The sequence below is a fragment of the Virgibacillus oceani genome (assembly GCF_014638995.1).
GTDB lineage: Bacteria > Bacillota > Bacilli > Bacillales > Amphibacillaceae > Virgibacillus_E > Virgibacillus_E oceani.
The window spans coordinates 17,830-32,364 of record NZ_BMFR01000023.1; the positions used below are offsets into that span (position 1 = coordinate 17,830).

The window sequence follows — 14,535 nt, forward strand, 5'->3', positions numbered from 1 at the left end:
CTTAGCGTGCGTATTTTTTGGCTGCGTTTTAGCGTGTTCTGTTTTTTATGGGTATTCATGATTGTTCAATATAGTGAAAATGCAACAGTGAGTTTGTTATTTTTTACAAGTGCTTTAGGATTATATTTTTTCTTATCTATAAGAAAGGCATCGTTTCTGCTATACATATGTCTAACCGTTATAATTGTTATCCATGATTTGCTAATCATGTACAATACTATATATACGTTTTTGCTGCTGCTGTTCGTAACAATTGTGTCTGCATTTCAGTTAAAAGAAAAAGGCTTTATGATTTATTTGATAAGTAATCTGGTATCATCCTTGCTATTAAGCATTCTAGATAAAAGCAGAATGATAGAAACACTGGTTATTAGTGTTTTTTTCTACTTTATCGTATGGACATTAAATCGGATGGCGACTGCAAGAAACGAACAAAAAGCCATATACGATGAGCTTCTGGGTGAATATCGGCGGTTAAAACGAATGAACCTGGTTGCAGAAAATAATGCACGACTCGAGGAACGAACGAAAATAGCACGGGATATTCATGATTCGGTCGGTCATCGTTTAACAGCTTTAATTATGAAATTGGAAATGTTAACTATACAAAATACGGATACAAAATATGATGAATTAAAGCAATTGGCAAAAGATAGTCTGGAGGAAACCCGTCATGCTGTAAAGGCATTGCAAACTGAAGAAAACGAGGGAATTGCAACAGTAGTACATTTAATTCGCAAATTAGAGGCGGAAAGTCACATTCTCGTGCAATTTACAATGAAGCAAGGGATATTGTCTATCGCATTATCAAATGAAAAGAGTGTCGTTTTGTACCGGGTGATCCAAGAGGCGTTAACAAACGCTATGCGCCATGCTGGGTCAAGGGAGGTACATATTACCCTGGGAAAGTCTGCCATTGGTGCTGTTTCATTTGAGATTGTTAACCCAATTTTTACAGTAAAGTCAATTGAATTTGGTTTTGGTCTGACGAACATGATGCAGAGAGTCGAGGAAATTGGAGGCGATTTAGAGGTGTTTCAAACGGATAATCAATTTGTCGTAAGCGGGACAATTCCAAGTGATTAAGGGGCTGGAAGTATGCTGCGGGTATTGTTAGTTGAGGATCAGGAAATTGTCAGACAAGGTTTAAAAGTTATTCTGGAACAGGATGATGAAATAGCTGTGACCCATCAGGCAGGAAACGGACAGGAAGCATTAGCTGTTTTAGAAAAGCATATGATCGATTTTATCATGATGGATGTAAGGATGCCGGTCATGAATGGTATTGAAGCAACAAGGAAAATCAGGGAACGATGGCCAGACGTAAAAATTTTAATTTTAACGACTTTTAACGATGAGGAATATGCCGTACAGGCGTTAAGAGAAGGGGCGAATGGCTTTTTGCTTAAAACATCAGAGTCCAGTAAATTGATAGAAGCGGTGCACAGCTGCATGAACGGTGGTCTTACCATCCATGATGAAGTTGCTGCTAAGGTAATGCCTCGATTGCTGCAGCGGCCGAAATCTGTTCGTATGGATGTTGAACTTTCCGAACGGGAACTGGCAATAACAAAACTGGTTGGCGAAGGAATGACAAACAAAGAAATCGCTGATGAGCTATATTTGTCTATTGGTACAGTGAAAAATCATATTACACAGATCCTGCAAAAAACAGGAATGCGTGATCGGACTCAATTGGCAATTTATGCTGTTAAACATAACATAAGTGAAATGTGAATGATTCCTTGCCCTGGCAGGGAACTTTTTTTGTATAAAATCCAAACTATCGGTGCCAAACCAAATTACAAAAATGACTTAAGTCACCCCTTTCATCTTCAATTAGTGACCCAAGACAGTATGCCGTATTCCCATTAGAACGTAAACTTATACAATATAGGAGGCGAATACGCGATGCTTGAATTAATTGATCTATCCAAAAAATTTAAACAATTATACGCTGTTAAGAATTTAAATATGTTCATTGAAAAAGGCGAAATAGTTGGACTGTTAGGGCCGAATGGTGCGGGCAAGTCTACAGCGATATCGATGCTGTCATCGTTAGTAGATCCTACTACAGGTGATGTGCGGTTTCATAATAAAAGTATTTTGAAAAACCCAAGTCCGATAAGGAAAATAATTGGGATGGTTCCACAGGAGATTGCCTTGTACACAGATTTAAGTGCTGAAGAAAATCTGAGGTTTTTCGGAAGGATATATCGCCTTAAAGGTGCTGAACTTAAGCAGAAAATTGATGAGATATTGGAATTAATTGGGCTGACTGACAGACGAAAAGATATTGTGAAGAAATTTTCAGGTGGGATGAAACGTCGGCTGAACATAGGTGTCGCACTATTGCATAACCCGGAGCTGATTATTATGGATGAACCGACTGTTGGGATTGATCCACAATCAAGAAACTATATTTTAGAAACAGTAAAACGTCTAAATGAGGAAAAGCAGATGACAGTAATTTACACAAGTCATTATATGGAAGAGGTAGAATTCCTATGTGATCGGATATACATCATGGATCAAGGTAATTTAATTGCTTCCGGTACTAAGGATGAAATTAAACGAATTCTTTCTGCAGAAAAGACAATAGTCATTAAAGCCGACCGATTAAATGATATATTCATTGAATCGTTGAGACAAGATCCAACAATTAGCAGTGTAACAGTCGAAGAGAAAAAGGTAACAATCATTGTGCCAAAGGAAATAAATATCTTTCCAGCTGTTCTAAAACTGGCTGAAGAAGCAAAACTTGAATTAAATTCTGTGGATATAAAAACACCTACCCTTGAAGATGTATTTCTGCATTTAACAGGGCGAGCACTTAGGGATTAGGGGGTGAGGACAAGATGATATGGATTATTGTAAAAAAGCAGCTCTTAGTATTTTGGCGTAACCCGCAGCAGCTTCTATTGTTACTCGGACTTCCAATCATTTTAATCGCTATATTGGGTGCTTCACTTGGTGGCTTGATGGAAGGTGGACCGGTATCAATCGACGCGAAGGTGGCTTTTATTGAACATGGTAATGAACAAACACAGATTGACCAATTTCTTAATGAAGTGGAAAATAGCAAGCTACCAAAAGATGCAATAACAGCAATCAATAATAGTACGGAAAAAATGACACCGATAACTATTTTGAAAGAAGATATTTTAGGAAGTGATGAATTAAAGAATATTATTGACTTAGAAATAATAAAGCCAAGAGAAAAGGCTAACGTGCTAAATAATAAGGAGTATGCGGCTGTTATTGAAGTACCGGAAAATTTCACTTACCAAACACTTAAAAGCATTTATTTAAAAAAGGGAACAACAGGTGAAATTCAGGTTTATAAAAATGAAGGAAATCAATTAGGTTCAACAATTGTAACTGGCATTTTACAGGAATATCAGGAGCAATTATCGTTTAGTACTTTTGCTGGTAAACAGGGGATTACTGAAGAAGCATTGCAGGTTGATCCAAATGCCATTATCGGAGAGACAGTTACGATTAATCAAAAGAACCCCGTGACTGCAAAGAATTATTATGCTGTGGGGATGGCCGTGATGAATGTTTTGTTCATTGCCTCGACAATAGGTTCAATTGCATTCCTCGAGAAAAGAAGGCATGTATTCAATCGTGTCATTTTAGCGGATGTTTCCAGATGGGTTTATTTTATTGGAATTTTTATATCAGGGACGATTGTCGGATTTTTCCATTTGTCCATAGTCTATGGGGTATCCTGGGTACTTTTTGGCTTGTCGTGGCCCAATCCGCTTGGCTTTTTTGTTGTTACCTTAGGATTAGCAGTATCGGTTGGGGGATTATCAGTATTGCTTACCGCGATTTGTTTCCGATTAAATTCAGAGATGATTACGAATTTTTTCGGCTCGATTATCGTTACCGTATTTGCCTTTTTAGGTGGAAGCTTTTTTCCAATTGGTGACCTGTCAAAGGCAATTCAGGTAGTTGGGAATTATACGCCAAATGGTGCAGCGTTGACAGCATATTTAGCGATTTTGCGCGGAGATGGTATTTCTGCAGTATTAGATCAATTTGCTTTCCTAATTATGTTTGCAGCAGTGTTAGTCACCATAGCTGCTATTAGTTTTCCAAAGAGGGGGCAAATCGTATGATTGGAATTTTGTTAGCTAAAATTAAAATTTTCATTCGATATCCGTTAACGTTTCTTGCTATGGTTGTGATGTCAATTGGTTTTGCACTTCTTATTGGCGGCGGAAATGGCAACGTGATCAATGTACCCACTTATATAGCAGATGAAGCAATTCATGGTACAGTTGTTGAGGATATACTAAATGACTCCGAAGCATTTAATTTTGAAACGATGTCAAAAGATGAGGTAGAAGACAAAATTGCAAATGGAAAAGCAGAAATTGGCGTTGAATTGTATGAGGGTGATTTCCGTGTAATAGTCGGTGTTGAATCGCCTAATGTTGGATTAGTAAAGCAAACGGTTGAAGGTGCCTATAGTAAAAAGCTGCAATACGAGCAACTATTTGCTGCCGCGAATGCGACTACAGATAGTGATAAAGAAGCGGTAAAAACGGATTTGGAAAAAGCAATTGCAGATCCTGTTTTTTCCATTCAAGCAAACAATTTTCGCGGATCGGATGCAGTGATTATTGATAATAGGTACCATACTTTATTCGGTTTCACATTATTTTTCGTAATCTATACAATTGCTTACAACGTATTTCATATTTTAGAGGAAAAAAATAACGGTGTCTGGGATCGGATAATTCTGTCGCCTGCCAGAAAATGGGAGATGTACGTTGCAAACTTTATGTACAGCTTTGGCACAGGTTTTTTACAAGTATTGATTATTTTCCTTGTATTTCGTTTCTGGGTCGGAATAGAGTTCGGTGGAAACTTTGGAAAAGCTATCTTAGTGCTGATTCCTTATGTATTTTCAATTGTAGCGTTATCCATTTTAATTACGGGTATTGTTAAAACAGTGCAGCAGTTTAATGCGGTAATTCCAATTATTGCTGTTAGCATGGCCATGATTGGCGGTGCCTTTTGGCCGCTTGAAATAGTCAGTTCTAAGCTTATGCTTGTCCTTTCAAAGGTGGTGCCAATTACGTATGGGATGGAAGTATTGAATGGGGTTGCAATTTATGGATATTCATTTAGCGAAATTCTTTATCCAATTAGTATTCTTTTGCTAATGGGTGTTGTGATGACAGGAATTGGGATTCATTTAATGGAAAAAAGACATGTATAACAATAAAACGATTGACTTTAAACAAGTCAGTCGTTTTTTTAAGCCCCCTGTTCGTAATTTTGCTGATTTAAAACATCGTTGTTTCCGTAGACTACGACATAAGTATTACATTTTATGATGTTCTTCGATTCCGCATCCCGTATACACTACGCTTTCCGTGGGCGGCTGATGAGCCTCCTCGTGCTGACGCACTCCGGGGTCTCACCGATGCCTCATCTCCCACAGGAGTCTCCGTGTATACGGGCTGCTAGTATGAGGGTAAATGATTTTTCTATTTCGTTCTACTCATCATTGCAATGAGATTATAATGCACTACATATGATATTGTCGGTTATTTTATAATATTCTCAAGCTAGTTTTAATTTATCGGAATATGAATTATTCCTTACGTCGCAGTTTACGTCTAATGAGAAAAATTAAACAGTACTTAAAAAAGTGTTTCATGAAAAATTGTGAAGAATTCTAATTTATTATTGATATGGAATCTGATGATGGATACTGCTATAATATCATGTTATATTATAATTTTTATTTCAAAGTGAATAGGTATTCATTATTTTAATGAACAGACGAGGGCGAAATTGATGAAAAACATCTTTAGAATTTTTAAAACTGATGGGAAAAATATCGGTACAAATTGGGTTGCAGCTATTTTAATCGGAGGATTGATATTGCTGCCTTCCCTTTATGCCTGGTTCAATATAAAAGCCTCATGGGACCCATACAGTCAAACCGATCAGATTCCCGTTGGAGTAGTAAACGAGGATCAGGGTGCGATGGTTCGTGATCAGGAAATTCATGTTGGTGATGATTTAGTAGACACATTACAAAATAATAACGATATGGACTGGCAATTTGTTGATCGTGATGAAGCGATGGATAAGGTTGATTATGGTGATTATTTCGCGGTGATCGTGATACCAAAAGATTTTTCCAAAAAGTTGAGTACCGTAATTAGTGATAATCCTAAAAAAGCAACAGTAGAGTATTATGTGAATGAAAAAATAAATGCAATTGCCCCAAAAATTACTGAAAAAGGAGCAAGCGTTATTGTTGAGCAAATCAGCAATAATTTTATAGCTACAGTTAATGGTGTCATTTTTGATCTATTCAATAATCTTGGTATTGAATTAGAATCGAATTTGCCAGACATTAAACAATTTGAGGAGTACATTTTTACAATCGAAAAAAATCTGCCGGCAATTCATGACATGCTGAACGAATCGTTAACAGATGCAGCAAATGCACAAGAGATAATAAATAAAGCACAGGGACTCGTACCGAAAGCTAAACAGGTGACAAACAACGGATTAGCGACAATTGACAGTACAACAGAATTTTTAACAAGTGCTGAAAATCGATTGAATGAAATGGCCCCTAAAATTGAAAACGATTTGATTAAAATTCGGGATATGGCCCAGAGTGCGGACAAATTTATTAGTGAGATTCAAAGTAAAAATGTTGATTTTAGCCAAGGTAAGGATATAGCTGCTCAGTTAAATGAACGGGTTAACGAACAACTAAAAACTATTGAAACAATTGAAAAAGCATTAAGACAATTACAAGAGCAAAATCAAAATAATCAGGAACCTGACAATACCCAGCAACCAACGATTGACAATGCACTTAAACAGTTAGGAGCATTGAGAAACAGTTTGCAAAAGGTCCAGGAAAATGCCAAATTATTAACTGCTTTTATTGGAGAGAAAAAACAGGAGGCTGATCAAACACTTGCTGATTTGCAGCAATTAACACAAAACACACATACAAAAATAGATGCATTCATGAAAGAATACAAAGAAACGATTGAACCTACTGTTTTAAAAGAGGTTGCAAAAGCGAAAAGTACTTTAGCGAATGCAAGGGGGATATTAACAGATATTCAGCAGACAATTCCTGAAATGAAGCATATTCTGGCAAGAACAGAAGGCAACTTAGGGGAGGGTAAAGAGAAGTTAGAAGCAATTTCGGGGGAATTTCCTTATTTAAGCAATAAAATTAATCAATTGGCCGATCGTATTCGTGATATACAAGATGAAACAGACATCAATGAAATCATTGAATTGCTGCAGAACGATCCTGAGGCTGAACGCAGTTTTTTTGCAGAGCCTGTGAAGCTTAATGAAAATAAGCTTTATCCGATTCCGAATTATGGATCAGGGATGACACCATTTTATACGACATTAGCTATATGGGTAGGAGCTTTGCTGCTTATTTCTTTATTGTCTGTGGATGTAGTTGGTTCAGAACAGTTTTCAGCGCAACAGATTTATTATGGACGATTTTTAACGTTTATGTGTATAGGTATATTGCAAACGTTGGTTGTAACAATTGGTGACATAGCATTATTAGATGTGTATATTCATGAATCATTATGGTTTATTTTGTTTGGTTTATTGATTAGCATTGTTTTCATGTCAATTGTGTATACATTGGTCTCGGTGTTTGGTGACGTTGGGAAAGCATTAGCGATCATATTGCTAGTGCTGCAAATTGCCGGTGCAGGTGGAACGTATCCAGTTGCACTGCTTCCTGAATTTTTCCAAATGATTCATCCCTTTTTGCCGTTTACGTATGCAATTGATTTAATGCGTGAAGCAGTTGGAGGAATTGTCTGGGATCGCGCGCTAAAAGATATCGTGTACCTTATGATTTTTGGAATTGCAGCACTTTTGCTTGGGACATTTTTGAAAAAGCCAATCAATAAGAAAACGAAATTGCTGATGAAAAAATCGAAGGAATCGGGATTATTTCATTAAGTTCGCATGTATAGTAAAGTAGAAACAGAGATGTATAAAAAAGGAGCGATCATTTTGCCGATAAATGAACAAGCACGTGAGGCATTATTAGCAGAGGTTACTGGGGTTTCAGATGATGACTTAAATAAAAAGCCTGATGAACATAGCTGGTCAATGAAGCAAGTACTTGAACATTTATTTCTCATGGAAGGTGCAATTGTGAAAACGATTGAGGATCAGCTGGAACATGGTGAGGTTGTAAATGCCAAGGCGAGGCCAATTGAATTGACAGTTGATCGAACCAAGAAGGTTAATGCACCTGATTATACTGTCCCATCCGACGAATTTGCAACACTTGATGAGATGGAATTAAAACTTGAAGCTTCCCATCAGGGTCTGCTAAAATTAACGGCTAATGCAGACGAAATTGCGCTTAAGCGTAAAGGTTTTCCTCATCCAGTTTTTGGTCAAATGAGTCTGAAACAGTGGATCCCTTTTGTTGGATGGCATGAGAAAAGACATACATTGCAAATTATTGAAATCAAAGAGCAATTGGGATTAGCCTAAATATTAAAGGAGCAGCGTATTATTGGCTGCTCCTTTAATTAAAATTCGTGAAATCAGCACTTATCAAGGGTATAATTACCTATAAAAAGTAGATTGTCAAGAAGTACCAGTAAATTACTAGGTCAATTTTCCCAAAAACACCTGAAAGTTTTATATACTATATATAGAGAATGCTAGAAAGGGGAGTATTTGTGAAACGGAAAAAATGGCTGAAAATTACTATAGGGATAGTAATTGTCCTATTAATCATAAATGTTATCGCTAGTTTTTACTTTTATAATCTAGCAATTGATCGTAATCAAAAAGATTTTTTGCAGGGAAACCAAGATTTAGAGGTTTCTGCTGAGGCAATGGAAGTGTTTTTCGATGGTGACTGGCGTGATTGGGTAAGCAGCCAGCAGTTCGAGGAGATAGAAATGACATCCTATGATGGATTGAAGCTGCAAGGCTATTACTTAGAAGCGAAGGAACCAACGAATAAAACAGTCATTCTTGCACACGGCTATCTCGGAAATGGCAAGGATATGGGTTTATACGCACAATTTTATTATGAAAATCTTGGCTATAATGTGCTGATGCCTGATGCACGTGGTCACGGGCAAAGTGAAGGGGATTATATCGGATTTGGCTGGCATGATCGATTAGATTATGTTGACTGGGTTAATTTAATGATTGATAAATTAGGACCTGATACAGAAATAGTGCTTCATGGTGTTTCGATGGGGGCAGCGACTGTATTAATGGCTAGTGGAGAAGAGCTCCCCAATAATGTGAAAGCTATTATTTCGGATAGCGCATATACGAGTGTTAGAGATATGTTTGCCTATCAAATGAAGCGGATGTACCATTTACCAACATTCCCTATACTACCAAGTACGAGCGTAGTGACGAAAATGAAGGCAGGCTATTCGCTGTCTGAGGCGTCGGCGTTAGATCAAGTTAAAAAAGCAGAAGCTCCAATATTATATGTCCACGGAAATTCGGATACATTTGTTCCTGCTGCAATGTCAGAAAAACTTTATGAAAATACGAAAAGTGAAGCAGAGCTCATGACAGTGGATGGAGCGGGACATGGTGAAGCATTTGTTGTAGACAGGGAACGGTATGAAAATAAATTAATGGAGTTTTTGGGTGAGTATGTAAAATAAGCAGCCATTATGGCTGCTTATTTTTTTGTAGGCAGGGAAAGAGTTGGCACCATTTAGCTGAATCAGTGGTTATGTTATACATAATTAAAGTCTGAAGCATAAAGCATTAGCCAACAATCTATCATTTATTATAAATATCTTTCAAACCAACCGCAAATGTGATTTAAGCGTTCCATCCTCATCGCAGGATTCCCACTTCTGCTAAGTTCATGATTTGCACCCGGGAAGCGGACAAATTCAACTTCTTTTTTCAAATGCTTTAATGCGATAAAAAGCTGCTCTCCTTGCTCGATTGGGCAGCGAAGATCTTGTTCGCCATGCACAATTAACAATGGGGTTTCGACATTATCGACATATTTTAATGGGGAAAATTCCCATAGTTTAGCAGGATTATTTAATCGACTTTCACCAAGCTCCCAATCCGTAAAGAAATATCCAATGTCACTTACACCGTAAAAGCTTAGCCAGTTACTGATCGAACGTTGTGTAACAGCTGCTTTGAAACGATTTGTATGACCAACTATCCAGTTCGTCATGAAGCCGCCATAACTGCCTCCCGTTACACCAAGACGGTCTTTATCAATAAAGTCATAGTTATCAAGTGCATAATCGACTGCTGTCATCAGATCAGTATAATCACTTCCGCCATAGTCAGTACGGCATGCATCAACAAAATCTTGTCCATACCCGTGACTTCCTCTCGGGTTTGTATACAATACAACGTACCCTTTTGCTGCTAGTAATTGCAGTTCATGGAAAAACGTTTGGCCGTACATTGCATGCGGTCCACCATGGATTTCTAATATTAACGGATATTTTTCTTTTTCCTCATATCCATATGGGTGCAGAAGCCAGCCCTGAATTTCCCAGCCATCTTCAGCAGTGACAGTTATTGTTTCTGGATCAGCCAAACTGACCTCGTCCAGCAGCTGTGCGTTAGCATTTGTTAATCGTGTTAATTCGGAATTCTTAAGCAGATAATAATTGCATGGGTTTGTTGGGGTGCTTATCCCCAAGATAAATGTATCCGTGTTGTCATCGTACGTAAATCCAAATACATGGTTATTATCTTTGTATAGTACGTCAATATTTCCATTTAAATCTGCTTGATAAAGTCCAGTTGCACCAAAGTCAGTGGCAATAAGATATAATTTATCCTCATTTTTAGACCAAACAGGTCCTGCTGATGATTGGCCCATACGGGTATCACCAATCATTACATCGCCAAGCTGCAAATCGATCGATTCACTCAAACATGCTCGTTCTTTTGTCACTGCATCAAATATGAACAACTCGCTTAACGTTGCACCACTGTATGCATATTCATGGCCAAAGCACGCAATTTTATCTCCGCTTGGGGAGAAGCTGGCATTACCATATGCACCTTTACCGTCAGTCAATTTGGTAACTTCTTTAGTTGATATATTTAAGAGAAACAGATCGTTTGTATGTTGATAATCGGCATCGTCATCTAGGTTTGCTGAAAATAATACAAGATTTCCATCTGGAGAGATATCTTCGTATCCATGGTCTGTATTATTAGATGTTAATTGTTTAAATGATTTTTCCTCAATATTAAACAGCACCAATTGAGCTCTTTTATGATCATGAAATCCCTTTGCATCGGATTTATGTTTTAATCGGTCAATCACAATTGGTTCTTGTGCTTTTTGATCTTTTTCATGTTGCCGTTCTTCCTTTGATTGTTCCTTTTGATCTTGTACATTGTCTAATGCGTTCAACTCAGCCGTAAAAATAATATAGTTGCCATCCTTTGACCACTCAGGGTTAACAGCACCATGTTTGAAAAAAGTAATTTGGCGCGCTTCACCACCATTTACCGGTACTAGCCAAATTTGCGGAGTGCCGCTTCGTGTAGATTGAAAAACGATGCTTTTGCCATCCGGGGAGTAGCGTGGATGACTGTTTTTATCATGGCCAAACGTCCATTGCTGTGGTTCCGTAGTAGTTGATTGAATAAAAATCTGTGATTGATATTCCTTCTCGTCATTTACAGTTGTGGATACAAATGCATACGATTCCCCGTTTGGCGCAAATTGTGGGTCGCTGTATACTGCGATTTTTGTTAAATCTTCTACTGTTAGAGCACGATTCAAATTTGTCATAAGAAGACCTCCATGTATGTAAATAGATTTCAAGTTTCATTAATTCTAAACTATTTCGAGTTACGAATCAATTGGAATGATAGAAATTTTTAGAATTATTTCATTAAATTAGTTACAAATTCATGTGTTTGTTTGGGCGTGGTAAAAATGTGGATTGTCGTGTTACTCAGTTGATTTAACTTTTCATATATGGCTTTAGCCTTTTTCCTGTTGAATTGATATACCCATTGAATGAACTCAATATCAAGCTTTTCAGGGCAGTCTTGCCCCATATCCGGCCGTGTTTTCCCGTGATATTGAATGCGTCTTTTTAGGACTCCGTAAAGACAGCGAATTGTTTTATAATGAAGAAAAACAACGGTATCCGCTTCTTTTAATCGTATATCCATTGTTGCACTATAATTGCCGTCGATAATCCATGCTTCGTTTTGAATAATTCTCTTTTGCTCCGAGATTAAATCAGCACGTTCGATTGGTTGCCATCCTGGTTTCCAAAAAATTGCGTCTAAATGATGTACTGGGATATGTAAAATGTCACCTAATTGTCTGGCTAATGTAGACTTTCCAGCACCGCTGCCACCTATGATTAAAATTTTCCTCATAAAATCCCCCTTATTAGTTAATTATTTTTGATAAAGTTGTTTCTTTATTAAAAGGACAAATCTGTGACGTAAATGGTGTGTGGTTATGCATTTATATGAATTGGATGTATGAAGAAGTAATATTTTAACATAAGATTCAGAAGAATGCTAAATAGTGCTAAATCTTATACTATTTTTATTATCAAAAAGAAAAATCCGAACTAATACAAGAATTCATAGTTCGGATTTCTTTTTGACTAAAATACTTTTATCAAAGCCACTTTATTCAGCTGCCATCTTATGTGCTGATGAGATATGCGCATCTCTTTCATATTCTGTCTGAAGCTGTTTCGTAATGTTTCCAGGTTTGCCGTCAGCTACAAGATTACCGTCAACTTGGATAATAGGCATGATTTCGGATGTGCTGCTTGTTAAAAATAATTCATCTGCTGCTCCAATGTCTTCAATAGAAAATCCATTCTCCATAAAAGGTATTTTCAAATCATTAGCAAACTTTTCGACACTTATTCTTACACAGCCATGTAAAATATTTTTTCTGATAGGATGGGTGTGAATCGCTCCGTCTTTCACTAGATAGACATTCGATGCACTGCATTCCGTTACGAAGCCATCTTTATGAAGAATTGCTTCATAACAGCCCTGTTCTTTTGCCTCCTGCTTTGCTAAAACATTTGGCAATAGATTCAAGCTTTTGATATAGCAATTTTCCCAGCGCGTGTCCCGATGGGTAATGGTGGAAACACCACTTCCTAAAAGCTCAACATTTCGGGGAAGGGGCTGCACATATGCATATACATTTGCCGCAACATCAAGCGGAAAGACATGGTCCCTAGGTGCTGAACCACGTGTTGCTTGAAGATATACCTTAGCATCTGTAGTAACATTGTTCTCTTTCAATAAATCCATTAAAAGGCTGCTAATTTCTTCTTTGGTAAACGGCAAATTAATTTTCACTGCTTCCGCAGATCGGAATAAACGTGTTATATGTTCATTAAGTAAATAATAGTTTCCACTATAGATACGAATCACTTCATACACGCCATCCCCAAATTGTAATCCGCGTTCTTCAAACGGATAATTGAGCTTGTCACGTTGGATGAATTTTGTTTGTGACAGCATGATTGGATAGATAGACATTCTGACGCCTCCTAAAAAAGCATATGCCTATTTTATAACTTCCTTTTCACCTTGTAAATGGACTTCTAGTGTTAAAATTTTTACAATTATTTTTCAATATATAGTGATAAACGTCACAGAATTGGTTTAGTAAGTTATATATAATGGAAATAGTTAACAAAAAGGACGTGATTTAGGTGGAGCCTTTACTGCAACGAATCGACTCATATGATTATGATATGCTGCTTGCCAATTCTAAGCGAAAACATGTAAAAAAATATGAATTTATTTTTAAAGAGGGAAGCACTGCCGAGTATTTATATTTTATACATAAAGGGCAAATCCGTATGCTTAAAGAATTGGGATTGCATAAAGAAATTACAATTTTCATACGTGATGAAAAGGATGCTTTCGGTGAAATAGGAATCTTTAGCGGGAATAGCTATTCGAATTCAGCACAAGCTTTGATGGATAGTGTTTTATATTACATTGAAAAAAGAGAAATGGAATCGATTATAGCACAAAATGGGAAACTTGGTCTGCATTTTACAAGATGGATTGCGGAATCTTTAGAAGCAAGCAAAGCAAAAATTCGTGACTTTTTAGCGTTTGGTTCAGAGGGAGCTATTGCCTCTGTCTTTGTCCGGTATGCTAATATGTATGGAGTTGTTACACCATCAGGCATTCGAATTACAGAAGCGGTACTAATTCGGGATATTAGTAAGCATATTGGTATTTCCAGAGAGACAGTTAGCCGAATCGTCAATAAATGGAAAGGGCAGGGGATTTTGGCGAATGAAAGCAAGTACTATTTAATTAAAGACATAACTTATTTTAAGAAGATACTGCTTTGTGAAAAATGTGGTGTCAAAAATTGTGTGTTGTAGGGGTAACTTAGATTTAATGTACCCCTTTATAAATGTAATTCGCGTAAAAATAAAAAATCGACAATCTTCTATTGATTAATTAGAATGAAGTTGCTATAATTAAAAGCACGTTGAA

The 14,535-nt window shown here is 37.1% G+C and carries 12 protein-coding genes; 9 read left to right on the top strand and 3 right to left on the bottom strand.

The genetic code is table 11. The features are described 5' to 3' along the window. Positions 1-6: 6 nt before the first annotated feature. The 8 genes from IEV74_RS17695 to IEV74_RS17730 all read left to right on the top strand — a co-directional run bounded on the left by IEV74_RS17695 (position 7) and on the right by IEV74_RS17730 (position 9,689). A complete protein-coding gene (locus IEV74_RS17695; protein WP_188456700.1) occupies positions 7-1,086 on the top strand; it encodes a sensor histidine kinase in 1,080 nt (359 codons plus the stop codon). Positions 1,087-1,098: 12 nt separating this feature from the next. After that, positions 1,099-1,737, top strand: coding sequence for a response regulator transcription factor (locus tag IEV74_RS17700; protein WP_188456701.1), 639 nt, complete (start codon positions 1,099-1,101; stop codon positions 1,735-1,737). Positions 1,738-1,911: 174 nt separating this feature from the next. Next, a complete protein-coding gene (locus IEV74_RS17705) occupies positions 1,912-2,844 on the top strand; it encodes an ABC transporter ATP-binding protein (protein WP_188456702.1) in 933 nt (310 codons plus the stop codon). A gap of 14 nt (positions 2,845-2,858) precedes the next feature. Next, complete coding sequence (locus IEV74_RS17710; RefSeq protein ID WP_188456703.1) at positions 2,859-4,127, top strand: ABC transporter permease; 1,269 nt, start codon at positions 2,859-2,861, stop codon at positions 4,125-4,127. Further along, positions 4,124-5,236, top strand: coding sequence for an ABC transporter permease (locus IEV74_RS17715; RefSeq protein WP_188456704.1), 1,113 nt, complete (start codon positions 4,124-4,126; stop codon positions 5,234-5,236). Before IEV74_RS17710 ends, IEV74_RS17715 begins: the two co-directional genes overlap by 4 nt. Positions 5,237-5,820: 584 nt before the next feature. Next, positions 5,821-7,995, top strand: a complete 2,175-nt coding sequence (locus IEV74_RS17720; RefSeq protein ID WP_188456705.1) for a YhgE/Pip domain-containing protein — start codon at positions 5,821-5,823, stop codon at positions 7,993-7,995. 6 nt (positions 7,996-8,001) lie between these two features. Next, positions 8,002-8,541 (top strand): DinB family protein, encoded by a 540-nt coding sequence (locus tag IEV74_RS17725; protein ID WP_188456706.1) that lies wholly within the window; start codon positions 8,002-8,004, stop codon positions 8,539-8,541. A 191-nt stretch (positions 8,542-8,732) separates the two neighbouring features. Further along, positions 8,733-9,689 carry an alpha/beta hydrolase gene (locus IEV74_RS17730; RefSeq protein WP_229683244.1) on the top strand — a complete coding sequence of 319 codons (957 nt, stop codon included), beginning with the start codon at positions 8,733-8,735 and terminating at the stop codon, positions 9,687-9,689. A 128-nt stretch (positions 9,690-9,817) separates the two neighbouring features. Here the strand turns inward: IEV74_RS17730 and IEV74_RS17735 are convergent, their stop codons facing one another. From IEV74_RS17735 to dat, 3 genes are all read right to left on the bottom strand, one after another. Continuing rightward, on the bottom strand, positions 9,818-11,815 hold the full coding sequence (locus tag IEV74_RS17735) for a S9 family peptidase (protein WP_188456708.1): 1,998 nt from the start codon (positions 11,813-11,815) through the stop codon (positions 9,818-9,820). Between the two features lie 95 nt (positions 11,816-11,910). Then, complete coding sequence (locus IEV74_RS17740) at positions 11,911-12,417, bottom strand: DNA topology modulation protein (protein ID WP_188456709.1); 507 nt, start codon at positions 12,415-12,417, stop codon at positions 11,911-11,913. 261 nt (positions 12,418-12,678) lie between these two features. After that, complete coding sequence (gene dat, locus IEV74_RS17745) at positions 12,679-13,554, bottom strand: D-amino-acid transaminase (protein ID WP_188456710.1); 876 nt, start codon at positions 13,552-13,554, stop codon at positions 12,679-12,681. Positions 13,555-13,730: 176 nt separating this feature from the next. Here dat and IEV74_RS17750 point away from each other — a divergent pair, with 176 nt between their 5' ends. Beyond that, complete coding sequence (locus IEV74_RS17750; protein ID WP_188456711.1) at positions 13,731-14,420, top strand: Crp/Fnr family transcriptional regulator; 690 nt, start codon at positions 13,731-13,733, stop codon at positions 14,418-14,420. Positions 14,421-14,535: the final 115 nt, after the last annotated feature.

Coding starts and splice junctions, on each gene's coding strand:
- IEV74_RS17700 (WP_188456701.1), top strand. CDS start 1,099: ATGCTGCGGGTATTGTTAGTTGAGGATCAGGAAATTGTCAGACAAGGT.
- IEV74_RS17705 (WP_188456702.1), top strand. CDS start 1,912: ATGCTTGAATTAATTGATCTATCCAAAAAATTTAAACAATTATACGCT.
- IEV74_RS17725 (WP_188456706.1), top strand. CDS start 8,002: ATGTATAGTAAAGTAGAAACAGAGATGTATAAAAAAGGAGCGATCATT.
- IEV74_RS17735 (WP_188456708.1), bottom strand. CDS start 11,815: ATGACAAATTTGAATCGTGCTCTAACAGTAGAAGATTTAACAAAAATC.
- IEV74_RS17720 (WP_188456705.1), top strand. CDS start 5,821: ATGAAAAACATCTTTAGAATTTTTAAAACTGATGGGAAAAATATCGGT.
- IEV74_RS17715 (WP_188456704.1), top strand. CDS start 4,124: ATGATTGGAATTTTGTTAGCTAAAATTAAAATTTTCATTCGATATCCG.
- IEV74_RS17710 (WP_188456703.1), top strand. CDS start 2,859: ATGATATGGATTATTGTAAAAAAGCAGCTCTTAGTATTTTGGCGTAAC.
- dat (WP_188456710.1), bottom strand. CDS start 13,554: ATGTCTATCTATCCAATCATGCTGTCACAAACAAAATTCATCCAACGT.
- IEV74_RS17740 (WP_188456709.1), bottom strand. CDS start 12,417: ATGAGGAAAATTTTAATCATAGGTGGCAGCGGTGCTGGAAAGTCTACA.